Below are 26,119 nucleotides of genomic sequence, written 5' to 3'. Positions count from 1 at the left end.
TCCGGCCAAATGACGCTAAATCGATAACACAGGTTTGTCGAAATTCACAAGGGCGAGCCCGAAGCCGGCCCAAGAGACGAGAAAGATCACAGTTCTGCCATTCCCAGCTGCCACGGCTTGGTCTACAGCCTTCCTGTTTCGCCTGCCCTCCTGACCTGCCTACGGAACCCCATCCGGTATGATCGCCTCTCTGCGCCCTGCTCTCCTTCTGCTCGCTGTTGCGGCCAGTACGCCCGCCTTTGCCGACAGCGCCGACCGGGATTGCTCGAAAGGGGCGGCCGAGCAGCGCATTCCCGCCTGCACGCAATTGCTCGACCGGAAACTGGCCAAGTCGACGCGCGCGCTGGTGTATTTCCGGCGCGGGCAGGCTTACGCGGAAAACGGCGACGACGCCAAGGCAGTGGCGGATTTCAGCGCGGCGCTGGAAGTGCGCCCGCGCGATGCCGCCAGCCTGACCGCGCGGGCCGACGCCCAGTCCCGCCTCGGCGAGATGGATGCCGCGCTGGCCGACTATGCCGCCGTGATCGCCGTCAACCGGCGCTCCGCCCTCCCGCTGATCAATCGCGGCTTTGCGCTGCTCCAATTCGATCGCAATGAAGAGGCGATCAAGGATTTCGATGCCGCTATCGCCCTCAACGGGCGTGAGGAAGAGGCCTATAAGGGCCGTGGCGATGCCCACCGCGCCCTCGAGGAGCATATGGCGGCCATCGACGACTACACGCAGGCCATCCGCCTCGACAAGACCTACAAGAACGCCTTTTACGCCAGGGCCCGCTCCCTCATCGAGATGAAGGACTATACCCGCGCCCTGGAGGACCTGCAGAAGGCGCTCGACCTCGACAGCGAGTTCGATTCCGCCTATTTCAGCCGCGCTTTCGTGCAGTGGCAGCTCGGCGACACCGAAGCTGCCATCGCCGACTATACCAAGGCGCTCGCGCTCGATACCAATTTCCCTTCCGCCCGCCTGGAACGCGGACAACTCTTCGCCGCCCTGCATCGCTATGACGAGGCGATGGCCGATTACGACGAGACCATCCGCGAACAGCCCAGCAGCGACCAGGCCTATGTCTCCCGTGGCATCGCCTGGCGCGAACTCGGGGACTATGACAATGCCCTGGCGGACCTCGCCAAGGCACTCGAGCTCACCAAGGACAAGCCCGATACCCTCAATGAACGGGCCCTGACCTATCTCGCCGCCGATCGCTATGACGAGGCGCTGCGCGATGCCGATGCCGCCATCGCAGCCGATAGCCAAGTCGCCGACTATTTCGTCACGCGCGCCCGCATCCGTGAGAGCCGGGGCGAGCGCGACGACGCCATTGCCGATTTCAACAAGGCGCTGGAACTCGATCCCGCCAACAAACCGGCCAAGGGCGGCCTGTCCCGGCTCGGGGCGAAGCCGTAAACCCGGGAAGAGCGGACCTCTCGTCCTCTCCCGGAAGCACCGGACTTATGGGAAAGCAAGAGGCGGACAAGATATACGCGGTCCCAGCCACGCCGTTTCCCGCGTAACCTCGGCAAGGTCTGCGATGCGACCGCCGAGGCTGGGGCCGCGGACGTCGCTCAAATCTTCTCCAGCCAGTCGACCAGGCGCTGCGTGGCGGCCTGGAGCTGCTCGGGGCTGCGCAGGTAGCACAGCCGCATGAAGCCCTCGCCGCCGGCGCCGAAGGCTGTGCCGGGCGCCAGACCGACATTGGCCTGGTCGACGATCTCGAGCCCGAGGCGGCGCACGTCAGGTTTCCCTTCCACGGAGAAGAACAGGTAGAAGGCGCCGCTCGCCGGGGCGAAGCGCACCTTGCCGGTGGCGCTCAGGCCCTTGATGACGATGTCGCGGCCCTGGCGCGCGCGGGCGATCTGGTGCTCGACGAAGCTCTCGCCCCGCTCGAGCGCCGCGATGCCGGCACGCTGCAGGAAGGTGGCCACGCCCGAGGTGGAATATTGGAGGAGGTTTTCGATGGTCTGCCCCAGTTCGGGCGGTGCTTCCATCCAGCCGATGCGCCAGCCCGTCATCGCCCAGTTCTTGGAGAAGGTATCGGTGAAGATGATGCGGTCCTCCGGCGTGCGGATGTCGCGGAAGGAGGGCGCGCGGCCGCCGGCATAGTGGAAGCGCGTGTAGATCTCGTCGGCGAAGATCCACAGCCCGTGCCGGCGCGCGAGATCGAGCACGAAGGCGATATCCTCCGCGGCGGCGACCCAGCCGGTGGGATTGGACGGCGAATTGATGAAGATGCCGCGGGTGCGCGGCGTGATGGCATCGGCGAGCCGCTGGAAATCGAGTTTCCAGCCCTGCTCGGTAAAGATCTGCGGCACCATCACCGGCTTGGCGCCGGCCACGCCGATGGCGGCCGCGAAGTTCGGCCAGGCCGGTGTCGGCACGATCACCTCGTCGCCGACGCCGGCGATCAGGCGAACCGCGGTCTGGATCGCATGCATGCCGGACTGGGTGACAAAGAAGCGATCGGCCGCAAAGGGTTTGCCGAAGAGATTGGTGTGGTAACGCGCCAGGGCCTCACGCAGATCGGGAATGCCACGCTGCCAAGTATAGAAGGTCTCGCCCGCGGCCAGCGACCGCGTTGCCGCTTCGGTGATGAAAGCGGGCGTCGGCACGTCGCCTTCGCCGGCCCAGAGCGGGATCATGCCCTGGCGCGTACGCCCGTAATTCATCACCTCGACGATACCGCTTTCCGGTGCGCCAAGCGCTTCCGGCCTGAGGCCATCGAGGAAGGAGGGGGCGGCTGGAATCGACTCGACGGCGGCAGTCACGGCATCATCCTTGCAATGGGAATGCCGGACTTTATGACATCAGTGCGGGCGGCAGAAACCAAAACTTGGAATGGTTTCCATCGCCCGTATGCATGAATGCCGGCAGCCTTCCAGACCAGTCACAAACGGTGCCGCAGGATGGCCTCACCTCTTGGCGAGGAGGTCACGGATTTCCGTCAGCAATTGCACGTCGGCGGGTGGCGGAGGCGGTGCGGCCTCGGCCGCCGGCTTGATATTCTTGGCGCGGTTTATGGCCTTGACCACCAGAAACAACACAAAGGCAATGATGATGAAATTGACGGCCACCGTAATGAAATTGCCATAGGCGAAAACAGCGCCAACTTTCTTAGCGTCTGCCAGTGAAGTTCCTTCCGGTACGCTGCCAGAAAGCAGGACATACATGTTGGAAAAGTCGAGCCCACCCGTGATCCGACCAATGATCGGCATGATCACATCCCCGACGAGCGAGTCTACGATCTTGCCGAACGCCGCACCGATGATCACACCGATGGCGAGGTCGACGACATTGCCCTTGAGGGCGAATTCCTTGAATTCCTTGAGCATGCAGCCTCCGCTTGTACGTATCTGGGTCGGCATCGACGCAACCGACATCTTGCGTCGGCCCCCTAACATACCAGCGCCGCCCCAAGATCCGTCGCCGTAGAGAGGTAACAATTACCTCCCGCGACTGGGGATGCAAGCCGCGTTAACCCGGACGCTCCAGTTCGAACGTGCTTTCCACTACGGAATAGTCACGATAGCCCAGACGCGAGACCACGCGCATCGCGGCGGTATCGACACGCCCGTCGCGAATGAAGCGGTCGTCGACATGGATGCCGACCACTTCGCCGCAGACGAGCCAGGCGTCGCTCGGCGCTCCCTCCGAATCGACGAGATGGATCGTCTGCGTCCAGCGGCATTCCAGCGCGGCAGCGGCCCGGGCCACGCGCGGCGGCTTCACCAGGCGCGAGGATGCGGCTTCGAGCCTGGCATGCTCCATTTCGTTCTGTCCGCGCGGCAGCCTCGCGGAGGTGGCGTTCATCGCGTCGATCAAATCCTCGGTGACGAGGTTGCAGACGAATTCGCGCGTCTCCTCGGCGAAGACGACGCTGTCCTTACGGCCATCGGCGGCGAAGCCGACGAGATGCGGCCGCGACTGGAAGGCGTTGAAGAAGGAGAAAGGCGCCAGATTGATGGCTCCGGCCGCCGACTGTGTGGTGATCCAGCCGATCGGGCGCGGCGTCACCAGGGCCTTGAACGGATCGTGGGGCAGGCCGTGGTCACCCTTGCGCGGTTCGTAGAACATTCCATCAGACCTCCAGCGCTTGGCCAAGCCGCCTGAGAAAGCCGGCGCAAGCCTCGAGCTCGGACAGGGCGATCCATTCGTCGGCTCCATGCGCCTGCTTGATCGAGCCCGGGCCGCAGATCACCGTGGGAATGCCGGCGAGCTGGAAATGGCCGGCCTCGGTGCCGTAGGAAACGGCCTGGGTATGGTTGCGCCCGGCAAGACGCAGGGCCAGCGTCTCGGCATAGGAGCCGGGCTCGGGCGACAAGGCCGGCACCGCGATATCGAGCTCCGTGACGATCTCGGCCTCGGGCGCATTGCGCCGGAGGCGCGGCAACACGATCTCCTGGCTGAAGGCGCGGATACGATCCGGCACGAAGGCAATCGGCAGGGAGGGCAGGCCGCGGCATTCCCATACGATGCGCGCCTCGTCCGGCACGATGTTGATCGCCTTCCCCGCCTGGATCAACCCCGCCTGCACCGTGGAATAGCCCGGTTCGAAGCGGCCCGAAGGATCGCCCGCCGCCTGGAGCTCATCGGCGATATCGTCGAGATGGGCAATGACGCGGGCAGCCGCATGCAGGGCGTTGGCCCCCAGGGCCGGCATGGCCGAATGAGCCGGGCGGCCGGAAATGCGGGTGACATAGGAGGCAAGGGATTTCTGGGCGTCGACCACCTCCATCAGCGTCGGCTCGCCGACGATGCAGGCGCGTGGAAGCGGCAGGTCCTTGCCGAAGCGGCGGATCATGTCGAGGCTGCCGAGGCAGGTGATCTCCTCGTCATAGGAGATGGCGATGTGAAGGGGCGCCTTCAGATTCATCGCCAGGAAATCAGGCACCAGGGCAAGTGCGGTGGCAACGAAGCCCTTCATGTCGCAGGTGCCGCGGCCGTAAAGGCGCTCTCCCTCCACCCGCGCTTCGAAGGCCGGCGCGCTCCAGGACTGCCCCTCGACCGGCACGACATCGACATGGCCGTTGAGCACCACGCCCGGCCTGTCCGCCGGGCCGATGGTGGCCAGAAGCGCGGCCTTGTCACCGGCGGCATTGGGCAGGCGAACGCTCTCGACGCCATGCCCGGCCAGGTAATCGGCAACGAAATCGATCAGCTCCAGATTGGACCGCGAACTGACCGTATCGAAGGAGACCAGCTTGGCGGTGAGTTCGGCGGGCGTATAGCGAAGGGGCATGTTCATCCTGGGAGCAAGACGTTTCCTTGGAGACCGTTCAAAAATGGGCGCTCTATCGATTGTCATCCCCCGCGCCGCCGCAGGCGGCGGGAAGGGGATCCAGGGGCCGGGAATGACAGCGCGCTTATTCTTGAACGTCCCTTAAGGCGGACGGGACGTCCCGTCCGCTCTTTCCTGGCCGCCCCTACGCGTTCACGAGTTCTTCCGTCTCCGCCTTGTCGAAATCGTAGCGGGCATTGCAGAACTCGCAGGTCACCGTGATCGACCCGTCGTCGGCGACCATGTCGCGGCGATCCTGTTGCGAGAAATTGCGCAGCATGGTGGTGACGGCCTCGCGCGAGCAGCGGCATTTCTCGATGATGGCCGAGCTCTCGAATACGCGGGCGCCGCGTTCGTGGAACAGGCGATAGAGCAGTTCCTCGGCCGATACGTTTGGATCGGTCAGCTCGTGATCCTCCACCGTCCCCATCAGCAGCTTGGCTTCCACCCAAGCATCGTCCTCGCGATGCTGCATCACCTCGGCGCCCTCGGGCGCATCGCCTGGCGGCAGGTCGGCCATGCGCATGCGCTCGGGCGAGGACGGCAGAAACTGGATCATCATGCCGCCGGCGCGCCAGCTCGCCCCCTCCCCGGCCACGTAATTCTCGGCCACGGCCAGGCGGACGCGGGTGGGAATCTGCTCGGACTGACGGAAATACTGGTCCGCTGCCGCTTCCAGGCTCTCGCCTTCCAGGGCGACGATGCCCTGGTAGCGCGCCATGTCCGGCCCCTGGTCGATCGTCATGGCAAGGTGGCCGCTGCCGAGCAGTTCGATCGTGCTCGTCTTGCCGGCCTCGATGGCGGCAGCCACGGCGTCCTTGTCGAAGGTGGCGCAGGCCCGCACGCGGTCCGGCGCCTGAAAATCCACCACCAGCATTCTCACCGGGCCATCCGTGCGGGTCTGCAGGATGAAGCGGCCGTCGAATTTCAGCGTGGTGCCGAGCAGCAGTGCCAGCGCCGTCGCCTCGCCGACGGCGCGCGACACCGGCGCCGGATAATCGTGTCGGCGCAGAATGGTATCGATGGCAGGGCCGAGCCTGACGACGCGGCCTCGCACGTCCAGCCCCTCCGCCTGGAAGGGCAGGATATGATCGTCTTCCGTCAGATGGGGCTCACTCATGCCGCGGCCTGTCCGAAACACCAGGCGAGCACACCCTTCTGGGCATGCAGGCGGTTCTCGGCCTCGTCGAACACCACCGATTGCGGCCCGTCGATCACCTCGTCCGTCACCTCCTCGCCGCGATGGGCCGGCAGGCAGTGCATGAACAGGGCATCGGGCTTGGCGAGCGCCATCAGCTTGGCATTGACCTGGTAGGGCCGCAGCAGATTGTGGCGATAGCCTTCGGAATCGCCCATCGAGACCCAACAATCGGTCACGACACAGTCGCTCCCCTCGACCATCTCGCGGGGGTCGGTGCCGATCTCCAGCCGCGCCTTGTTGGCACGGGCCCAGTCGACGACTTCCTTGCGCACCGAAAGATCCTGAGGCGCGGCGACGCGCATGGTGAAGTCGAAACGCTGCGCCGCCTCGATCCAGGAGGTCAGCACATTGTTGGCGTCCCCCGTCCAGGTCACCGTCTTGCCCTTGATCGGGCCGCGATGCTCCTCATAGGTCAGGATGTCGGCCATGATCTGGCAGGGATGGGAGATCTTGGTGAGGCCGTTGATCACCGGGATCGAGGCATTGGCCGCGAGCTCGCGCACCGCCGTGTGATCGAGCATGCGGATCATCACCGCATCGACATAGCGCGAAAGCACGCGGGCGGTGTCGGCGATGGTCTCGCCGCGGCCGAGCTGCATCTCGGCGCCGGTCAGCATCAGGGTCTCGCCGCCCAACTCGCGCATGCCGACATCGAAGGAGACGCGGGTTCGCGTCGAGGGTTGCTCGAACACCATGGCTAGGACCTTGCCGGTGAGCGGGCGTTCGCGGGCGAGCTCGCCCTTCACGCGCTTGGCCTTGATCGAGGCGGCCAGATCGAGAACGGCCCGCAGATCCTGGGCGGGAAGATCGGAAAGATCGAGAAAATGCTTTACCATCGTCAATGTCCGGCAGTCATTGGCTTGCGCGAGAGGGCGACACAGGCAGCCTCGATTCGACGCACGCCTTCGAGAAGTTCTTCATCCGAGATGATCAGGGGCGGCAGCAGCCGGGTGACATTGTCGCCGGCCGGGATGGCCACCAGCTTCTGCGCCCTGAGAGCACCGACGAATTCGCCCGGCGTCATGCGCGTGCGCAGGCCGAGCATCAGTCCCTCGCCTCGGATCTCCTCGACGATATCGGGGAAGCGGTCCTTGAGTTCGGCCAGGCGCTGGCGCAACAGCAGGCCGGCCTTGGCGACGTGCTCCAGGAAACCCTCCTCGAGCACGATGTCGAGCACGGCATTGCCCACGGCCATGGCGAGCGGATTGCCGCCGAAGGTGGTGCCGTGCACGCCGGCGGTCATGCCCTTGGCCGCCTCGTCGGTGGCGAGGCAGGCGCCCATCGGGAAGCCGCCGCCGATACCCTTGGCCACCGCCATGATGTCGGGAGTCACACCGGCCCATTCATGCGCGAACAGCTTGCCGGTGCGTCCGACGCCGGTCTGCACCTCGTCGAAGATCAGCAGCAGTCCCTTGGCGTCGCAGAGCTCGCGCATGCCCTTCAGGCAGGCATGAGGCAGGGTGCGGATGCCGCCCTCGCCCTGGATGGGCTCGACCAGGATGGCAGCCGTCTCCGGCGTGATCGCCCGGTCCAGCACCTCGTGGTCACCGAAGGCGATCTGGTCGAAGCCGTCGACCTTGGGGCCGAAACCTTCGAGATATTTGGCCTGGCCGCCGGCGGCGATGGTCGCCAGCGTACGGCCGTGGAAGGCTCCCTCGAAGGTGATGATGCGGAAACGCTCCGGATGGCCGTTGGCCGACTGGTATTTGCGGGCCATCTTGATGGCGCATTCGAGCGCTTCCGCACCCGAATTGGTGAAGAAGACCTTGTCCGCAAAGGTGGCGTCAGCCAGCCGGCGGGCAAGCTTCTCGCCGCCCGGCATCTGGAACAGGTTGGAGGTGTGCCAGATCTTCTGGGCCTGCTCGGTCAAGGCCGAGACCAGATGGGGATGGGCATGGCCGAGCGAATTGACGGCGATACCCGCGCCGAAATCGAGATAGCGCTCGCCATCCGAGCCGATCATCCACACGCCCTCGCCTCGCTCGAAAGCCACGTCCGCTCGGGCATAAGTCGGCAGGATGGCCGATGGGGCGGAAGCATGGGACGGCTGAGGTTTGACGGAGGCGTTCACGGGTGTGGCTTTCAGGTTGGCAATTCTAGAGGTTTGAGGCAGTCCTGGAACATCATGATGACAGGAGCAAAGCGCGTTTTGACAAATCCGCCCTTTGTTCCAACTTCTGGTTCCCCAGCGTCTTGCGATCCTTGGCGGTGCCGCCAAAACGCAGAATGCCTGGGCCAAAAAATCAAAACGCCGCCCCAAGGTTGCTGCTTGAGGGCGGCTGTTTCGACGAAAAATATATTAGGCGCGAGGGCGATGGTGTCAATGGCAGCGTTGTGCCGGCAAGTGCGGGCCATTCAGCCCGCATCATGTCCTCGTCAAATCCCCTCTCAGCCCTTGTGCTCGACGTCGTCCACAGGCGGCGCGATGCCGTCCGGGCGACTGACGGGAGGCGCCTTGTGCCCCGCGCTTGCGAGTGAAGCTGTCAGCAGCGCCTGGGTTGGGTCGGCCCCCTTGAAGCCGGCCTGAGCCAGGATCTCGTCGAGGATAGGCTTCTGAGCGGTGAAGCTGAGGAGTTGGCTTGACAGGTCGCCGATCGGATGCCCGGCCTGGCCGCCGCCATTGACACCGGCAGCACCCATACCGCCAAGAGCGCCGGCCAACCCGCCCGCACTGAAGATTCTGATGTCAGAGATCTTCTCGATCGGCTTCATCGCCTGTTCGAGTGCCTGCGGCACGATCGCCACGCGAGCCTTGGCAAGCTCGAAGCCGATGACGCTTTCCGCGAGGGCATTGCGCGCTTCGTTCTTGGCCCGCTCTGCGCGGGCCTCGGCCTCGCCGAGTTCGATCACGCCCGTGGCGCGGATCTTGGCGGCCTGCGCTTCGGCATCGGCCTGGATCTTGACGGCGGCGGCCAGGTTCTCCGCCGCCTGCCTTTCGGCCTCGGCCTTGACGGTGATGGCGGTCGCCTCCTGCTCGGCGGCCTTGCGGGCATCGATCACGGCGATGCGCTTGGCGCGCTCGGCGATCTCCACCTCACGGGCAGTGGTCACCTGTTCCTCGGCGGTGATGGCGGCCGCTTTCGCCTCATCGGCCTTGGCGCGGGCGGCCTGCTCTTCCTCGATCTTGCGGGCCACAGTGATCGCCGCGTCGATACGGGCGGTCTCCGTGATCTTGCGGGCCACAGCCTCACGTTCGGCGATGCCCTGCTCTGCCCCGATGCGGGCCGCCTCGCGGGCCTGGCGGGCCTCGGCGTCACGCTCGGCGATACCCCGGTCGGTATCGAGCCTGGCAGTTTCCTGGCTCAGGCGCGCCAGTTGCTCGGCCTTGGCGGTCTCGGCGCGCGTTTCCGCCGTCTTATTGGCGATGTCGCGCTCCTGGTTGAGCTCCGCGTCGCGCTGCTCGCGCTCGATGGTCAGGCGCCGCAGAGCCGCTTCACGGTCCTTGGTAGCGATCTCCACCTCGTTGTCGCGCACGATCTGGTTGCGCTCACGCTTGCGTTCCTCAGTGATCTTGGTGAGCGCCGTCAAGCCTTCGGCGTCGAAGCTGTTGTTCGGGTTGAAATGCTTGATATCGGTCTGGTCGAGCCGCGTCAGAGAGACCGATTCAAGCTCGAGGCCGTTGGATTGCAGGTCGTGCGCTACCGCCGCCTGCACCGATTTGACGAATTCGGCGCGCTGCTCCTGCAGGTCGCGCAGCGACATGGTCGCCGCCACCGAGCGCAGGCCGTCGACGAACTTGGCTTCCACCAGGGTCTTCAGGGCATCGGCATCATTGGTGCGATCGCCCAGGGTCTGGGCGGCCAACGCGATGTTCTCCGCGTCGGGCTTCACCCGGACATAGAACTCGGCCGTGATGTCGGCACGCATGCGATCCTTGGTGATCAGCGATTCGTATTCGGAACGCTTGACCTCGAGCCTCAGCGTGCTCAGCGACACCCAGGAATAGGAATGGAAGATCGGCAGGATGACCGAGCCACCGTCGAGCACCACTTTCTTGCCGCCGAGCCCGGTCCGCACATAGGCCTTGTCGCGCGTGGACCTTGTGTAGAGGGTCGTCATGATGATGCCGATGACGACGATGGCCGTCACGATGACACCGGCGATGAGGCCCACCGAAAAGAAGTCCATGGTCGTTCAGCTCCTGTTGCTGTCGCTATCGAGTGCCTGCGGTGCGGGAATGGCCTGGAAGAGACCGTCTGCTCCATCCACAATCAACACCAGCGCGCCCGTTTCGATGACATGCCCGGGCGCGGCCTTCGCGCGCAGGGCGTGGAAATTGTCGTAGCGGTCCTTGACCCGCACGCTACCGGGATTGCCCTGGTCGAGCGGGCCGATGGTCACCGTGCCGACCAAGCCGATGAACTCATCCTGGCTGAGCACGCTGGTTTCGTCGCGCGGGATGATGCGGGCAATGCCCCGGCTGATCCAGCGCGTGGTGGGAACGGCCGCGGCCAACGCGCCGGGAACGGAAATCAGGGCCGGCAGCGGCCCGGCAAGGCCGAGGGCAACCGACTGGATGGCGAAGCCGAAGGCCGCGAAGGCTGAAAGCAGGATGACGATCAGCACCAGGAGCGGTACGCCGCCGGCGTTGAGCCACGAGGACCACGCGCCGAGAAGGCTGCTCTCGTGATCGCCGGAGGCGTGATGGCCCAGATCATGAAAGCCGAAACTATCGTCGAGCAAGGCTGAGACGGAGGCACCGAGCAGCATCGAGACGAGCTCGACCACGCCGATGCCGATCACCGTCAACAATGCCACCCAGAAGGGTGCCGTGCCCGGCTGGACCAAGGTTTCCATCATCACTGGGCTTCCATCAGCGCTGGCCTTCCCTAAAAGCCTTGAGCCGCGCCTCGATCGCGTCCTGGCGCTGCAACCGGCCGAGTTCCTCCACTTCAGCGGCGCCGGTGGTGGGCTTGGCCGGCACGCCGGTCACGCGTTCTAGCGCGGCCAGCGCGTCGGCGAGCCGCTGGTCGTTGCGCTGCGAGGGCGTCACGGCGGCAGGAAGGGCACGCTCCGCCCGCTTGGCATCTTCCAGCCGCTTCATTGCGTCGGCACGAGCCGAGGCGATGCTGCGCAGGGTTGCCTCGGCTTCGGCAATCTCGCCGGCATTCTCGGCGATTGCCTTGGAGAGTGCCTCGCGCTGGGCTTCCAGATCGATCTGGACACCCGTCGCGGCGCGGGCGAGATCCTCCCGCCCTTTCTCCAGGCCGATCTTGATCTTGCCGTCGAGGTCGCGGATCTCGGCGTCGAGGTCGTCGGCCTTGGCCTTGAGGCGGTGGCCGGCGGCGACGGCGACGCCGAGCGCGGCCCGGGCCTCCTCGGCGATCTTGCCGATCTCACGCACGGCTTGCTGGGCGACGGCGGTGGGATTGGAAGCTTCGGCCGTATCGACCGCATTGTTGACGACGCCGGCGATGACCCGCCCCAGCCGGGCGAGAATACCTTCGTTAGACATCGGGATCTCCTTTTGAGAGTGGATGCTAGCCTGCACGCCGACGTCGATGCGCAGCGACAGGCCTTCGAAGACGAGGCGGGCTTCGGCGAAGTCATCCCAGCCGTCGTGATAGCCGCTGACCGAATAGGGCATGACCACCCGGCCCTCGATGGTGGCGATGCTGACACTGTCCGGCCCCTTCACGGAGAACAGCTTGGAGTCGAGCGGAATGTCGCCGATCAGCTCGCCCGGCTGCCGCCGGCTGTGATCGCGCAAGGCCAGGGTCGCCATGCGCGAAGGCAGCCCCGTCTTCAGGCGGATTTCCTCGTAGGCTTCTTCGTGAAGGGCGACGAGATTGGCTCCCTTGGTTCTGTCGAGAATAGCCATCGCCTGGCGATAGGCGATGAGGGTAGCCTGCAATGCGCCACGATCTTCAGCGGTTGGCGCCAGGACGAAAACCATTGTGGCATCAGACTTTCCGATCATTTTCGATACATAAAGCACTTCTTTATTGCTTTCAAGGAAACAAGCCCCATTTTCGAGTGTACTAGGTCAAAATCGGAACGAGAACACGGCTGCAGATCAGGCAGCTCACTCAAAGCTCATCCGAGCTCGCACGCCCGGCAATCCAGCCTTCCTGCCTGGCCGTAGGGTAGGTTTTGGATGGCCGGGACAAATCGAAGCGTTAGCCATCAGCCGAACCGCGTTGAATCTGAGGCTGTCTGCGGCCTCAATTCACGCTGCGCTTGGCGTAGGGGCTGTCGAGAGAAAAAGCCGGAATGGCGACCTCGAAAGTCTCACCGCTTTCCGCCACCATGAGATAGGTGCCGACCATCAGGCCCGATGGCGTTCCCAGCGGGCAGCCGGAGGTATATTCGAAACGCTCTCCGGGCTCCAGCACGGGTTGCTCGCCGACCACGCCGGCGCCCCTGACGTCCTCGCGCCGGCCGTTTTCGTCGGTGATTTCCCAGGCTCTCGACCGGAGCTGTACCGTTTCCGGGCCCATATTGGCGATCTCCACCGTATAGGCCCAGAAATAGCGCCCCTCCGCCGGCCGCGATTCCTCGGCAAGGAAACGGGGGCGGACCGTCACTTTGATATGCCGTGTGGTGGCGCTGTACATGCCTTGATTTACGCATTCACGGGCGCCGCCGTCAAACCCTTATGGTCTGACCATTGCGGAGTCCTTCGCAACACTTCATGCTTTGCCGATTCCCGTGCACAGGACCCGCCATGGCCGCCCCCGTCATTCTCGTCGATCCCCTCCCGCGTACGCTCGAGCAGATCATGACGCCGGCAGTGCGAGCCCGGCTCGAAAGCCTCGGACGCCTTGTCACCAGCGAGGCCAGGCCGATGCATGACGACGAGATCGAGGCGCTGCTGCCCCACGCCGTGGCCATCATCGGGCAGACGGCTATGCCGCGCGAACGGCTCGAGCGAGCCCCGCAGCTGAAGGCCATCATCAATGTCGAAACGAATTTCCTGCCCAATATCGATTACGCCGCCTGCCAGGGGCGCGGCGTCTGGGTGCTGACACCGGCCTCTGCCTTCGCGGCCCCGGTGGCGGAAGCGGCGCTCGGCCTCGCCCTCGATCTCGCCCGGGGCATCAGCGCCGCCGACCGCGCCTTCCGCGCGGGCTCCGAGACCTATGGCCTCGAAGCCAATCTCGATACCATCCGCTTCGAGGGCGCCCCGGTCGGCATCATCGGCTTCGGGGATCTCGGCCGCAAATTTCGCGAGCTCATCCGCCCGTTCCGCAACGAGGTCAGGGTCTACGACCCCTGGCTGCCGGCCGAGATCATCGAGCGGCTGGATTGCCGGCAAAGCGACCTCGATACGCTGCTGGAACGCAGCCGTTTCGTCGTCGTGTTCGCCGCCCCCACCACGGAAAACGCCCATTTCCTCGGCGCACCGCAATTTGCCCTGATGCAAAGGGGTTCGGCCTTCCTCTTGATGAGCCGGGCCGCGGTGGTCGATTTCCAGGCCATGATCGCGGCCGCCCGCAGCGGCCACATCCGCGTGGCCACCGACGTCTTCCCGGTCGAACCCGTGCCTGCCGACGATCCCGTGCGCGCCACACCGAACATGGTGTTCTCGGCCCATCGCACCGGCGGCACCAGGGACGCCCTGTTCGAGATCGGCAGCATGGCGGTCGCCGATCTCGAACTCATCCTCAAGGGACTGCCGCCGCAGCTGTGCCGCCGCGCCGACCCGGCCATCGCCAGCCGCCTGCGTTCCCAACCGGTGAGCAAGACCTGATCGCGGCTTTTCATCCACGGTCTCTTCATTACACTCGGCGGCGAGCAATGAGATCAGGGGAAGAACCATGGATCGCCGCCGCCTGGAAATGACCGTGTTGATGACGCCGGACATGGCCAATTTCAGCGGCAAGGTGCATGGCGGCGCATTGCTCAACCTGCTCGACCGCGTCGCCTTCTCCTGCGCCTCGCGCTTTTCGGGCCAATATGCGGTGACGCTCTCCGTCGATCAGGTGATGTTCAAGGAACCGATCCAGGTCGGGGAACTCGTCACCTTCCTGGCGTCGATCAACCATGCCGGCCGGACCTCGATGGAGGTCGGCATCCGGGTGGAGGCGGAGAACATCCGCTCCGGCACCCGTCGCCATACCAATTCGTGCTACTTCACCATGGTGGCGGTGGATGACGAGGGGCGCCCCTCGGCCGTGCCGACGCTCCAAGTCAGCGGTCCGACCGAGGAGCGGCGCTACAAGGCCGCGGAACTGCGCCGCACCCTACGCCGCGAAATCGCCGCCCGCCTGGAAGCCGTGGCCGAGACGGGTGTCGACAGTGGCGGCTGACGGGCGCCGCGATCGACATATCAATTTCATCGAACTTAACGATCGAGATTATGCAGGTTTTCGACATGTCCGTTTCAGGGCATGCAAGTCTGCCGTCGAGGTTGCTTGAGCACCTCTTCCGGATTGGCAAATTTTCATTGAGAGAGAAATTCTTCTCATGTCCAAGTCCTTCATCGACCATATCAAGACCCGCCGCACGCAATATGCCCTGGGCAAGACGCTGCCCAAGAGCGAGGAAGAGATCAGCAGATTGATCCAGGACGTGATCAAGCATGTGCCTTCCTCGTTCAATTCGCAGAGCTCGCGCGCCGTGATCCTGTTCGGCAAGCAGAGCGACAAGTTCTGGCATCTGACCAAGGAAATCCTGCGCAAGATCGTGCCGGCCGACAGCTTCGCCTCGACCGAGGCCAAGATGGATTCCTTCGCTGCCGGCGCCGGTACCGTGCTGTTCTTCGAGGACCAGGACGTGGTTAAGAGCCTGCAGGAGCAGTTCCCGCTCTATGCCGATGCCTTCCCCGCTTTCTCCGAGCAGTCCGGCGGCATGGCCCAGTTCGCCGTATGGACGGCTCTGGCCGAGCATGGCATCGGCGCCAGCCTGCAGCATTACGCGCCGCTGGTCGACGAGGCCGTGCAGAAGGAATGGAATGTGCCGAAATCCTGGAAGCTGCGCGCCCAGATGCCCTTCGGCTCCAACGAACAGCCCTTCCCCGAGAAGAGCTTCATGAACGACAACGACCGCTTCAAGGTCTTCAGCTGAGGGTCGGCGATCACTGCTGCCGCCGCGAACCGGCACGATAAGCCAATGATGACGAGAGCGTCAGGCCCGGCCTTGTGCCGGGCCTTGTCACATCCAACGAAAAGCATATGGGCGGCCTTGATCCACGCCCGAGAAACAGGCTACAAGATCGCAGCAATCTGTGCGGGCGTAGTTCAGAGGTAGAACGTCAGCTTCCCAAGCTGAATGTCGTGGGTTCGATTCCCATCGCCCGCTCCAAAAACCAACACGATTTTCCGGCCATCACAGACCAGCCATGCTGGCCGTCCATAGGATGTCGTTGCTCGGCCTCGTACGGCCTCTTAGGGCGCTTCCCGCCCATTGCCGTTTCATTCGGCTTCGGGATGGCCGCTTCCCCTCCCAACAGTCTTGACTATTTCGCTCTAGGGTGTTACCGGTAAGTAACATTCATGGAGAATCAGAAGGTTTTCGGGGGAAGGGGGTTCTCGCCGATTTCAAAAAATTCCAAGGACCGACAAGGCATTCCGGCTTGTATGGCGCGTGCATAATCACGTGCTGAAGCGGCAGGGCTTCGGCTCCTTCCTATTCAATAACGAAATAATATTTCATTTTTAGCTCATGCGACATTTCGCATGGCAGCGGAATACGTTTCAGTTTTCAGAGTTTTACTTCAAAAATATTTTCAAGGATTCCAGCAATGAAGATCCTCATCACGTCTATTTTTCTATTTCTCAGCGCTGTTACCGCGATTACGCTGACGTCTGTTTCGGCTGAGCCCGCGGGCGACAGCACCGCCATCCCGCAAAGCCAGGCCCACGCAGCCATACGCAGTGGAGGTTCGTTCGCGTAACTGCCAGGGCTCCGGCTCGATCAGTGAATCGGAAGCGCCTCTTCAGCCGAACACGGCCTTGACCAGCTTGTTCCGGTCGTAATTGGCCCCGCACAGCAGCACCACATTGACCTGGCCGCGGCAGGCCTGCGCCACCTTGGCGAACCCTGCCAAGGCCAGGCCAGCCGAGCCTTCCGCCAGCATGTTCTCCTTGAAGGCGAGATCGCGGAGTGCCGCGGCGATCTCTTCCTCCGTGCAGATGATCGTCTCGTCCACGACTGCCCGCGCCAAGCCGAGCGTGATCGTTTCCTCGGCAAGCCCACCGGCAACCCCATCCGCCAGCGTTTCCAGATGCTCGGTTTCGATTACCCCGCCCGCCGCCATCGACAAGGCCAGGGCGCAGGAATTGCGCGCGGCGACGCCGTAGATGCGCGTGCGCGGCCGGAAAGCCTTGAGCACGCTGCCTATGCCGCTGATCAGGCCGCCGCCGCCCATCGCGATGAAGACATTGTCGATATCGGGATGCTGATCCAGGAGCTCCAGCCCGATGGTGCCCTGCCCGGCGACGACGTCGGGATCGTCATAGGCCGAGATATATTCATAATCCCTATCGCGGGCGAGTTCGAGGGCATGCTGCTCCGCATACCAGGTCTCCGCGCCATGCAGCAGCGTTTCCACGCCGTAGGAACGGATTCGGGCAAGCTTGGCGGCTGCAACGGTCTCGGGCAGCACCACGGTCAGGTCCCGCCCGAAGGACCGGGCGGCCTGGGAAGAGCCGATACCGTGATTGCCGGAAGAAGCGGTGACGAGATGCCGGCCCGGCGCCATAGCGGAGATCTTGGCGCTGGCGCCCCGAATCTTGAAGGAGCCTGTGAGCTGGAAGTTCTCGGCCTTGAAGAAGAGCCGGCTGCCCATGTCGGCACCGATCTGCCGGGACGGTAGCAGCGGCGTTTCATAGATATGGGCCTTGATGCGCTGGCGAGCCTGTACCGAACGGGCGGCCGAGGCCAGAACGTCGGGGTTCATGACATTGTTCTCCTTGGCCGATGCTTTGCCATGGGTTCCATGTGCCGTGTGGTGTACCGGCCTTCCGACCGGCATCTTTACCGATGGACGCACCGTTTCCAAGAACGTCGATACCGAGATCGGCACACCGCATTCCCGCGCCTTAGCCGCGCAGGCGCTTGCCGTTCTCGTCGAAGCGCAGGGTTCGCGCCGGATCCGGCGTAGCATGGATGGTCTCGCCCGGCTCGACCCGATACTCGCCCGAGAGACGTACGGTGATCGACCCCGCCTTCTCGGTATCGAGATAGAGGTAGGTATCCGCCCCCAGATGCTCGGCATAGACGACAGTGCCCTTCCAGACACCGGCCTCGCGGCTGACGGTGACATGCTCGGGCCGCACGCCGATGGTCCTCACGCTTTCGCCGAGGCGCGCCCCGTCGACGAAATTCATCTTGGGCGAGCCGATGAAGCCGGCGACGAAGGTGTTGTCGGGATCGTTATAGAGCTGCATGGGCGCGCCGACCTGCTCGATATGACCGGCATTCAGCACCACGATCTTGTCGGCCAGGGTCATGGCCTCGACCTGATCGTGCGTCACATAGATCATCGTCGACTTGAGGCGCTGGTGGAGCTGGGCGATCTCGATGCGGGTGTTGACGCGCAATGCCGCGTCGAGGTTGGACAGCGGTTCGTCGAACAGGAAGAGCTTGGGCTCGCGCACCACGGCGCGGCCGATGGCGACGCGCTGGCGCTGGCCGCCGGAGAGCTCGGAGGGTCGGCGTTCCAGATAGGGTTCGAGGGCCAGCATGCCCGAGGCCGTCTTGATGCGCCTGTCGATCTCCGCCGCCGCCTCGCCGGCCTGCTTGAGGCCGAGGCCCATATTGTTGCGCACGGTGAGATGCGGGTAGAGCGCATAGCTCTGGAACACCATGGCGATGCCGCGTTTGGCCGGCGGCACGTCGTTGACTCGCTGGCCGTCGATCTTCACCACGCCGGAGGTGGTGTCCTCAAGCCCGGCGATGATGCGCAACAGCGTGGACTTGCCGCAGCCCGACGGCCCCACGAAGACGACGAACTCCCCGTCCTCCACCGCCAGATTGATCCCCTTGAGGATATCGACCGAGCCGAATGATTTCTTCACATTCTCGATATTCAGCGAACCCATGATATCTCCCCTGGAATTGTGACTGTGGGGCGCATGCGCGCTTTTTCATCCGCTGCCAAAGAATGGGACCGAGCAGGCGTCTACGGTTGAACGCACTTTGCTCCAGCGGACGATGACGAGGTTGCCGTAAGCCGGCTCAATAGAGGCCGCTATTTGACGGCGCCCGAGGTGATGCCGCGGATGAGCTGCCGCGAGAAGATCACATAGAGCACCAGCACCGGCAGGATGGCGAGCGACAGCGCGGCGAGCACGGCATTCCAATTGGTGACGAACTGGCCGATGAAGACCTGGGTACCGAGCGTGATGGTCTTGGTGCTCTCGCCCGGCGCCAGGATCAGCGGGAACCACAGATCGTTCCAGATCGGGATCATGGTGAAGACCGCGACAGTGGCCATGGCCGGCCGCACCAGCGGCAGGACGAGGCGGAAGAAGATGCGGTATTCCGACAATCCGTCGATGCGGCCGGCATTCTTGAGATCGTCCGAGACCTGCTTCATGAACTCGGACAGGATGAACACCGCCAGGGGCAGCCCCTGCGCCGTATAGACCAGGATGAGGGCCGTCAGCGTATTGACCAGGCCCGAGGCGACCATGAGCTGCAGGATGGCGACGGTGCCGAGCCGGATCGGGATCATGATGCCCAATGCCAGATAAAGCCCCATCAGGGTGTTGCCCCTGAAGCGGTACTCGGCCAGCGCGAAGGCCGCCATGCCGCCGAGCAGCAGCACGAAGAACAGGGAGACCACTGTGACGATCATGCTGTTCTGGAAGTAGAGGAAGAAATCGCCCTGGGCGAGCACGGTCTTGTAGCCGATGGCGTCGAAGGTTGCCGGCCCCGGCGGCGTCAGGGGCGAGCGGAAGATCGCATCCCTCGACTTGAAGGAGTTGATCAGGATCAGGATCACCGGAAACAGGGCGATCACGGTGTAGGCGATCAGCACCGCATGGGCGGCGATCGACCGGGCCGGCGAGTGCGTGGCTTTGCTCATGTCGATCTCCTCAGAACTGATACCGCCTGAGCCGCGTCTGGATGGCGAAGAGGTAGACGCACACGCCCGCCAGGATGATGAAGAACATCATGGAGGCGATGGTGGCGCCCATGTTCGGATCGCCGAGCTGCAGCTGGAAGCCGAAAAAGGTGCGGTAGAGGAAGGTGCCGAGGATGTCCGTGGCGTAGTTCGGCCCGGCCAGAGCCCCCTGCGCCGAATAGATCAGGTCGAAGGCATTGAAATTGCCGACGAAGGTAAGGATCGAGATGATGCCGATCGAGGGCAGGATCAGCGGCAGCTTGATCTTCCAGAACTGGGCGATGCCGGTGATGCCGTCCATTTCGGCAGCCTCGATCACTTCGTCGGGGATCGACAGCAGGGCGGCATAGATCAGCATCATCGGAATGCCCACGAACTGCCAGACCGAGACGAGGCCGAGCGTGGTCAGCGCATAGGCTTCCTTGCCGAGCAGCGGCGTGAACCAGCTCTTGAGGCCGATCAGGTCCAGCATCGAGGGCGCCACGCCCCAGAGCGGGGAGAGGATCAGTTTCCACACGAAACCGACGATCACGAAGGACAGCACGGTCGGGATGAAGATCGCCGTGCGGTAAAACGCGGCGAAGCGCAGCTTGGGATGGGAGAGCAGCGCCGCCAGCACGACGCCGATCGGGTTCTGCACCACCATGTGAATGAGGAAGAACCAGCAATTGTTGCGCAGGGCGTTCCAGAAACTGGAGGCCCAGCGCGGATCGCCGAACAGCGTGCGAAAATTGTCGAGCCCCACGAAATGCGACGCACCGTCGGCGGTCCGGAACAGCGAAAGCTGCAGGGTGCCGACCAGCGGCAGGATCATCACCAGCGTGTAGATGATGACGGCTGGCGCCAGGAAAATCGGAATGTGCCAGCGGAACGCTTTTCTGGCCTGGGAATCTTCGAGAGACATCGCAGCAATCCTCGCCTGTGCGTTGCTGTGGCCGGAGATGGCGATATGACGGGAGACGTGTCTTGGCCTCCTTCACCCTCCCCTGGAGGGGGAGGGTGAAGGTCGGAGCTAACTTACTTAGCCGGCTTGTACCAGCTGTCGAGCCCCTTCTGGAGCTTCTCGGCAGCGGCTTGCGGCGTGTCGACGCCGTTGATCACATTGGCGGATTCGACCCAGCTCTCGTTTTCGAGATTGGGCGTGCCGCGCGAGAGGATCTTGTAGGTCGAGCGGATGGTCGACTTGCACTTGTTGCGCCAGGACACGAATTCCTGAGCCAGGGCATTGTCGAGCTTCACCTCGTTCTTGGCGAGGCTGAAGAAGCCCGGAAGCGCATTGGCGTAGAGCGTAGCGAATTCGGGCGAAGCCATCCAGGCGAGCAGCTTCTTGGCCGCTTCCGGGTTCTTGCTCTTGGCGTTCAGGCCAAAGCCGATATCGTTGTGGTCGGAGATGTAGCAGGTGTCGCCGGCCTTGCGCACGGGCGGAGGGAAGGCTCCCATCTTGAACTGGGCCTGGGCGCCGAACGGGGAGATTTCCCAGGAACCGGCCGGATAGATGGCGGCGCGGCCGAGGGTGAACAGGTTCTGGCTGTCGGGATAGGTCTGCGCTTCGAAACCATCGCCCAGATAGGACTTCCACTTGGCCAGCGTGACGAAGGGCTCGACCCAATCGGCATCGGTGAGCTTCTGCGTGCCCTTGATCAGCGCCAGGCGGCCATCCTCACCCTTCCAGTAGTTCGGACCGATGTTCTGGTAGCCCATCGTGGCGGCTTCCCACAGATCCTTGGTGCCCATCGCCATCGGGATATAGGTACCGTCGGCCTTGATCTTGTCGAGCGCGGCGAAGAATTCCTCCTCCGTCTGCGGCGGCTTGAGGCCGAGCTTGTCGAAGGCGTCCTTGTTGTAGATGAAGCCGTGGATCACCGATGCCACCGGCACGCAGAAGGTCGTTTTGCCATCATCGGTCTGCCAGGCAGACTTGGCGGCGTCGGTGAAATTGTCCATGCCGGCGAGGCCGGACAGATCCGTCAGCTGCCCCTTCTTGTAGAGCTCGAGCGAGGCATCGAAAGGACGGCAGGCGATCACGTCGCCGGCTGTACCGGCATCGAGCTTGGCATTGAGCGCGGCATTATATTCGGGCGGCGCCGACGGGGTGAAATTCACCTTGATGCCGGGATTTGCCTTCTCGAAGGCAGGGATCAGCTTCTCCTGCCAGATGGCGAGATCATCGTTGCGCCAGCTTTCGATGGTGAGCGTTGCGTCCTCGGCCGAGGCGGCCGTCGCACCGAGAAAAGCGGAGCCCAGCAAAAGGGCCGCCAAAAGTCGCTTCTTCATCCGTCTTCCTCCCTGTACCGGCCACTGCCAGGGCCGGCTCTGGTCGATGTCGGGGTAATCCAGCCCCACCGGAACGCACGCTTTGCGCTGCCCTACCGGCCGGCGGCTGGCCCGCTGTCCGGAGACCCGGCGATCCTGCGTCGCCATGCCCCCCCTTCGACGGTCGCGTACAATACCAAATAAATACCACTTGTCCAGTGGTCTTGCGGTACTTTTCTTAGCAAGCCGCCAAAATCCAATTAAATCATTGATATTGCTTCATATTGTTTTTCATGCCCGAATTCTCCTTGACGAGTGGTAGCTTATTGGTATTGTTACGCCATAGGAGAAGACGGCAATGATGGTGCTTGGCATCGATGGCGGAGGAACAAGCTGCAGGGCTGCGCTCGCAACGGCCCAGAGCCAGATCATCGGCCGCGCCAAGGCCGGACCGGCGAACATCCGCACGGATCTGGACGGAGCCTGCGAGAACATCATGGCCGCGGTGAGCCAGGCCTTCGCCAATGCCGGCCAGGACCCTGCCCGCATCCCGGATACGCCCATCGTGCTCGGTATGGCCGGCGCCAATATCGCAGCCTATGCCACCAGGCTGCTCGCCCGCCTTCCCTTCCGCCAATGCCGCATCGAAACCGACGTGCTCATCGCCCTGGAAGGCGCGATCGGCGCGGGAGACGGCGCCATCGGCATTCTGGGCACCGGCAGCCATTATCTGGCACGCCAGTCGGGCCAGGTCCGTCATCTCGGGGGCTGGGGGCTTGCCGTCGGCGACCAGGGCAGCGGGGCCCGGATCGGCCGCGACCTGCTCGAGGAGACCCTGCTCGCCTATGACGGCATCGTCCCCCGCTCGCCCCTCGTCGGGGCAGTACTGACCGCCCATCATGACGACCCGCAGGAGATCGTCGAGTTCACCAAGGCCGCCCGGCCGCGCGATTTCGGCACCTTCGCGCCAATGGTCTTCGACTATCTCGACCGCGGCGATCCGACGGCGGCCAGAATCGTCCGTCGAGCCGTCGCGGCGGTCGAGGCATCGCTGGATGCCCTCGGGCTTGCCAATGCAACGCCCCGTTGCTTATTGGGCGGGCTGGCAACGCTGATCGGGCCTCGCCTCTCCGCAAGGCACAGTGAGCGGCTCGTGCCGCCCCTGCAGGACGCTTTGGGCGGTGCGGTGACGATGGCTGCCCGACTATTCGGCCTGGAGCGGTCAATGTCGGATGGCATACGAGGGCTGATCCAGCCATGATCGCCAGAGCGTTGAGTGACGCCGAACTCTTGCCCTCCTTCACGGGACAGGTCCGGGAATTCGGCTTGGAAAGGCAAGCCATGAGTGACGCCGTCGACCTCATCTTCCGCTCCCTCGCCGATGCCAAGGGCAGCAATGCGCCGCTCTACCTGCAATTGCGCAAATCGATCGAGGAAGCGGTCCGGGACGGCGTCCTGACGCCCGGTGACGCACTCCCCTCCGAGCGCCACATCGCCATCAAGGCCGACATCTCGCGCGTCACCGTCCGCAAGGCGCTGCAGAACCTGGTGGAACAGGGCGTGCTGATCCAGCGCCATGGTTCCGGCACCTTCGTGGCGCCCCGCATCGAGCGCGTCGAGCAATCCCTGTCCCGCCTGACCTCCTTCACCGAAGATATGGCGCGGCGCGGCAAGCTGGTGCAGTCGGTCTGGCTCGAGCGGGGCCTCTACGTGCCCTCGCCGCAGGAGACGATGGTGCTCGGCCTGACCGCCAACGAGATGGTGGCGCGCGTGAACCGCCTGCGCTTTGCCAATGAAGCCGCCGTTGCGATAGAGCGTGCCTCGATCGGCGCCTCGCTGCTGCCGAATCCGGAGGCGGTCGGCTCCTCGCTCTATGCGGCCCTTGCCGAGCACGGCAACAAGCCGGTACGCGCCGTCCAGCGCATCTCCGCCGCCAATCTCGGACCGGAAGACGCCCAGCTCCTGCGGGTGCCTCCCGGGGCCGCCAGCCTCAACATCGAGCGCGTCTCCTATCTGCCGAGCGGCAAGGTGGTTGAATTCACCCGATCGATCTATCGGGGCGATACCTATGATTTCGTGGCGGAATTGCGGCTGGCCGAGCCCAGCGAAGGAGAAGCACCGTGACATCCCAAACCCATATGCGCCGCGAGGTGCTGGAAATTCCCCAGGCCGTCGCACGGCTGTTCGAACAATCGGCGGCCGAGATGGAGCGGGCCGGCACCGCGCTGAAAGCCGTCGACCCGCGCGTCCTCGTCACCGTGGCGCGTGGCTCATCGGACCATGCCGCCTCCTTTCTCAAATATGCGGTCGAGCTGACCACCGGCGTCCCCGTCGCCTCGCTCGGCCCCTCCATCGCCTCGATCTACGAAGCGCCGCTCAAGCTCGCCGGCGCCGCCAGTCTCGCCATCTCGCAATCGGGCAAGAGCCCCGACATCGTCGCCATGGCGGAGGCCGTGCGCCGTAGCGGCGCGGTCGCCATCGCCTTGACCAACACGGCGGGCTCGCCCCTGGCGCTCGCGGCCGATCATGCCATCGACATCGCTGCCGGCACCGAGAAGAGCGTTGCCGCCACCAAGACCTTCGTGAATTCCGCCGTGGCGGGTCTCGGCATCCTCGCCCACTGGGCCGGCGACACAGCGCTGCTCGCCGCCCTGCACGACCTGCCTCGCCAGCTTGAACAGGCGGTTGCCTGCGATTGGACCGCCTTGGCCGACGCCCTGGACGGCACCTCCTCGGTCTTCGTGCTCGGCCGCGGCCCTGCCCTGGCGATCGCCAACGAGGTGGCGCTGAAGTTCAAGGAAACCTGCTCCGTGCACGCGGAAGCCTATAGCGGCGCCGAGGTCATGCACGGGCCGATGGCGCTGGTCGGGCCGGGCTTTCCCGTGCTCGCCCTCGCCGCGCGCGACAAGGCCGAAAGCTCCATCATCGGAACCGCCGACGCGCTCGCCGCCAAGGGAGCCGCCGCCTTCATCACCGCCGACGGCGCCCAGCAGGCCGCCCGCCTGCCTTTCGCAGCCACCGGCCACCCGCTGACCGACCCGCTGGTGCTGATCGCTTCCTTCTACGCCTTCGTCGAGGCCTTTGCCCGTCGTCGCGGCCTCAATCCCGACGAGCCCCGCAATCTGCGCAAGGTCACGGAGACGGTATGAGCACGCAATCGGCCCTGCTGGCCCCGCGCATCTTCGACGGCGAAGGCTGGCACCAGGATGCAGCCGTGATCGTCGATGGCGAGCGCATCGAGGCGATCGTGCCTCGCACCGCCATCCCGGCGGGCATTGCGGTCGAGACGGTCGAGGCCGGCTTCATCGCACCCGGTTTCATCGACCTCCAGGTCAATGGCGGCGGCGGCGTGATGCTGAACGACCGCCGCGACGCCGAAACCATCGCCACCATCTGCGCGGCCCATGCGCAGTTCGGCACCACGGCGCTGCTCGCGACCCTGATCACCGACACGCCCGCCATCACCGCCGAGGCCCTCGAGGCCGGCGCTGAGGCCGCACGGCAGAAGGTGCCGGGCTTCCTCGGCCTGCATATCGAGGGCCCGCACCTGGCCGTCTCACGCAAGGGCGCCCACGACCCGCAATTGATCCGACCGATGGAGGAGAGCGATCTCGCCAGGCTGGTCGCGGCCAGGAGCCAAGTCCCCGTCCTGCTGACGACGGTGGCCACGGAATCGGTGACGCCGGCCCAGATCCGCCGGCTCTCCGAAGCCGGGCTGGTCGTCAGCATCGGCCATTCCGACGCCGAGTATGGTGACGTGGTCGCGGCGGCGGAGGCGGGAGCATCCATGGCGACGCATCTGTTCAACGCCATGAGCCAGATCAAGAACCGTGAGCCGGGGCTCGCCGGCACCGCGATCGCCCTTGGCGGCTTCTCCGCCGGCCTGGTGGCCGACGGCATCCATGTCGATCCCACCACGATCGACATCGCCCTGCGGGCCAAGCGGCCGCCCGGCCGCATCTTCCTGGTCACCGACGCCATGGCCACGATCGGCACGGACATGCGGCAGTTCACGCTCAACGGCCGCGTGATCAAACGCGAAAACGGCCGCCTGACCCTGGATGACGGCACGCTCGCCGGCGCCGACCTCGACATGATTTCGGCCGTGCGCTTCATGCATGAGCGGATCGGCGTCGATCTCGGCGAAGCCTTGCGCATGGCCTCGCTTTACCCCGCCCTGGCCGTGGGCATGGATCGGCATTATGGCCGCCTGGGCCGAGACAGCCGAGCCGACATGGTGGTGCTGACGGATGATCTGGCGATTGCCTCGGTCTGGATCAGTGGATCGGTTGTTTTCCGATCAAATACGTAGCGTCAATACAATAAATTAGGATTTTCTTTCAATGCGCTTTCTGCGAAGATTTGCTCAGAGGGCGC

Annotated in this window: 25 protein-coding genes and 1 tRNA gene; 10 read left to right on the top strand and 16 right to left on the bottom strand. The window is 64.3% G+C overall.

What is annotated here, in order from left to right; genetic code table 11:
- Positions 1-178: 178 nt before the first annotated feature.
- Positions 179-1,405 (top strand): tetratricopeptide repeat protein, encoded by a 1,227-nt coding sequence (locus J8I29_RS01190; protein WP_105861371.1) that lies wholly within the window; start codon positions 179-181, stop codon positions 1,403-1,405.
- Between the two features lie 158 nt (positions 1,406-1,563).
- Here the strand turns inward: J8I29_RS01190 and J8I29_RS01185 are convergent, their stop codons facing one another.
- From J8I29_RS01185 to apaG, 11 genes are all read right to left on the bottom strand, one after another.
- On the bottom strand, positions 1,564-2,763 hold the full coding sequence (locus J8I29_RS01185) for a pyridoxal phosphate-dependent aminotransferase (protein ID WP_348535966.1): 1,200 nt from the start codon (positions 2,761-2,763) through the stop codon (positions 1,564-1,566).
- Positions 2,764-2,907: 144 nt separating this feature from the next.
- Positions 2,908-3,327 carry a large conductance mechanosensitive channel protein MscL gene (gene mscL / locus J8I29_RS01180; protein WP_209430335.1) on the bottom strand — a complete coding sequence of 140 codons (420 nt, stop codon included), beginning with the start codon at positions 3,325-3,327 and terminating at the stop codon, positions 2,908-2,910.
- A gap of 142 nt (positions 3,328-3,469) precedes the next feature.
- Positions 3,470-4,069, bottom strand: coding sequence for a flavin reductase family protein (locus J8I29_RS01175; RefSeq protein WP_105861369.1), 600 nt, complete (start codon positions 4,067-4,069; stop codon positions 3,470-3,472).
- A 4-nt stretch (positions 4,070-4,073) separates the two neighbouring features.
- On the bottom strand, positions 4,074-5,240 hold the full coding sequence (argE, locus tag J8I29_RS01170) for an acetylornithine deacetylase (RefSeq protein WP_209430334.1): 1,167 nt from the start codon (positions 5,238-5,240) through the stop codon (positions 4,074-4,076).
- Between the two features lie 178 nt (positions 5,241-5,418).
- Complete coding sequence (locus tag J8I29_RS01165; RefSeq protein ID WP_105861367.1) at positions 5,419-6,393, bottom strand: Hsp33 family molecular chaperone; 975 nt, start codon at positions 6,391-6,393, stop codon at positions 5,419-5,421.
- Positions 6,390-7,310: an ornithine carbamoyltransferase gene (gene argF, locus J8I29_RS01160; protein WP_105861366.1), complete on the bottom strand. Its 921-nt coding sequence runs from the start codon at positions 7,308-7,310 to the stop codon at positions 6,390-6,392. Before argF ends, J8I29_RS01165 begins: the two co-directional genes overlap by 4 nt.
- 2 nt (positions 7,311-7,312) lie before the next feature.
- Positions 7,313-8,545, bottom strand: a complete 1,233-nt coding sequence (locus J8I29_RS01155) for an aspartate aminotransferase family protein (RefSeq protein WP_209430333.1) — start codon at positions 8,543-8,545, stop codon at positions 7,313-7,315.
- Positions 8,546-8,862: 317 nt separating this feature from the next.
- A complete protein-coding gene (locus J8I29_RS01150; RefSeq protein WP_209430332.1) occupies positions 8,863-10,602 on the bottom strand; it encodes a flotillin domain-containing protein in 1,740 nt (579 codons plus the stop codon).
- Positions 10,603-10,608: 6 nt separating this feature from the next.
- Complete coding sequence (locus J8I29_RS01145; RefSeq protein ID WP_245196527.1) at positions 10,609-11,274, bottom strand: OB-fold-containig protein; 666 nt, start codon at positions 11,272-11,274, stop codon at positions 10,609-10,611.
- A 13-nt stretch (positions 11,275-11,287) separates the two neighbouring features.
- A complete protein-coding gene (locus J8I29_RS01140; RefSeq protein WP_209430331.1) occupies positions 11,288-12,370 on the bottom strand; it encodes a PspA/IM30 family protein in 1,083 nt (360 codons plus the stop codon).
- 268 nt (positions 12,371-12,638) lie between these two features.
- Positions 12,639-13,031 (bottom strand): Co2+/Mg2+ efflux protein ApaG, encoded by a 393-nt coding sequence (gene apaG / locus J8I29_RS01135; RefSeq protein ID WP_105861363.1) that lies wholly within the window; start codon positions 13,029-13,031, stop codon positions 12,639-12,641.
- 110 nt (positions 13,032-13,141) lie between these two features.
- Here apaG and J8I29_RS01130 point away from each other — a divergent pair, with 110 nt between their 5' ends.
- From J8I29_RS01130 to J8I29_RS01110, 5 genes are all read left to right on the top strand, one after another.
- Positions 13,142-14,167, top strand: coding sequence for an NAD(P)-dependent oxidoreductase (locus J8I29_RS01130; RefSeq protein WP_209430330.1), 1,026 nt, complete (start codon positions 13,142-13,144; stop codon positions 14,165-14,167).
- Positions 14,168-14,234: 67 nt separating this feature from the next.
- Entirely contained in the window at positions 14,235-14,726 is a 492-nt protein-coding gene (locus J8I29_RS01125) for an acyl-CoA thioesterase (RefSeq protein WP_105861361.1), read from the top strand.
- Positions 14,727-14,883: 157 nt separating this feature from the next.
- Positions 14,884-15,483, top strand: a complete 600-nt coding sequence (locus tag J8I29_RS01120; RefSeq protein WP_209430329.1) for a nitroreductase family protein — start codon at positions 14,884-14,886, stop codon at positions 15,481-15,483.
- Positions 15,484-15,645: 162 nt separating this feature from the next.
- Positions 15,646-15,720, top strand: a tRNA-Gly gene (locus J8I29_RS01115).
- A gap of 439 nt (positions 15,721-16,159) precedes the next feature.
- Entirely contained in the window at positions 16,160-16,312 is a 153-nt protein-coding gene (locus tag J8I29_RS01110; protein WP_209430328.1) for a hypothetical protein, read from the top strand.
- 42 nt (positions 16,313-16,354) lie between these two features.
- On the opposite strand, the gene J8I29_RS01105 is transcribed toward J8I29_RS01110, so the two are convergent.
- The 5 genes from J8I29_RS01105 to J8I29_RS01085 all read right to left on the bottom strand — a co-directional run bounded on the left by J8I29_RS01105 (position 16,355) and on the right by J8I29_RS01085 (position 21,763).
- Positions 16,355-17,317 (bottom strand): pyridoxal-phosphate dependent enzyme, encoded by a 963-nt coding sequence (locus tag J8I29_RS01105; protein WP_209430327.1) that lies wholly within the window; start codon positions 17,315-17,317, stop codon positions 16,355-16,357.
- Between the two features lie 142 nt (positions 17,318-17,459).
- A complete protein-coding gene (locus J8I29_RS01100; RefSeq protein ID WP_105864436.1) occupies positions 17,460-18,461 on the bottom strand; it encodes an ABC transporter ATP-binding protein in 1,002 nt (333 codons plus the stop codon).
- Positions 18,462-18,610: 149 nt separating this feature from the next.
- Complete coding sequence (locus J8I29_RS01095; RefSeq protein ID WP_105864435.1) at positions 18,611-19,450, bottom strand: carbohydrate ABC transporter permease; 840 nt, start codon at positions 19,448-19,450, stop codon at positions 18,611-18,613.
- A 10-nt stretch (positions 19,451-19,460) separates the two neighbouring features.
- Positions 19,461-20,393 (bottom strand): sugar ABC transporter permease, encoded by a 933-nt coding sequence (locus J8I29_RS01090; protein ID WP_209430326.1) that lies wholly within the window; start codon positions 20,391-20,393, stop codon positions 19,461-19,463.
- Between the two features lie 113 nt (positions 20,394-20,506).
- Positions 20,507-21,763 carry an ABC transporter substrate-binding protein gene (locus J8I29_RS01085; RefSeq protein ID WP_209430325.1) on the bottom strand — a complete coding sequence of 419 codons (1,257 nt, stop codon included), beginning with the start codon at positions 21,761-21,763 and terminating at the stop codon, positions 20,507-20,509.
- A 337-nt stretch (positions 21,764-22,100) separates the two neighbouring features.
- On the opposite strand from J8I29_RS01085, the gene J8I29_RS01080 reads away from it, so the two are divergent.
- The 4 genes from J8I29_RS01080 to nagA all read left to right on the top strand — a co-directional run bounded on the left by J8I29_RS01080 (position 22,101) and on the right by nagA (position 26,054).
- Positions 22,101-23,003, top strand: coding sequence for an N-acetylglucosamine kinase (locus tag J8I29_RS01080; RefSeq protein WP_209430324.1), 903 nt, complete (start codon positions 22,101-22,103; stop codon positions 23,001-23,003).
- Positions 23,004-23,083: 80 nt separating this feature from the next.
- Positions 23,084-23,866, top strand: a complete 783-nt coding sequence (locus tag J8I29_RS01075) for a GntR family transcriptional regulator (protein ID WP_209430323.1) — start codon at positions 23,084-23,086, stop codon at positions 23,864-23,866.
- 14 nt (positions 23,867-23,880) lie between these two features.
- Positions 23,881-24,891, top strand: a complete 1,011-nt coding sequence (locus tag J8I29_RS01070; protein ID WP_105864431.1) for an SIS domain-containing protein — start codon at positions 23,881-23,883, stop codon at positions 24,889-24,891.
- The gene (gene nagA, locus J8I29_RS01065) at positions 24,888-26,054 is read left to right on the top strand and encodes an N-acetylglucosamine-6-phosphate deacetylase (protein ID WP_209430322.1); all 1,167 of its coding nucleotides are present in this window, start codon (positions 24,888-24,890) and stop codon (positions 26,052-26,054) included. The genes J8I29_RS01070 and nagA overlap by 4 nt, the downstream gene beginning before the upstream one ends.
- The last annotated feature ends 65 nt before the right edge of the window (positions 26,055-26,119 follow it).

The sequence above is a fragment of the Labrys sp. LIt4 genome, from assembly GCF_017813775.1.
Lineage (GTDB): Bacteria > Pseudomonadota > Alphaproteobacteria > Rhizobiales > Labraceae > Labrys > Labrys okinawensis_A.
This window is presented reverse-complemented; position numbering and strand designations above follow the sequence as displayed.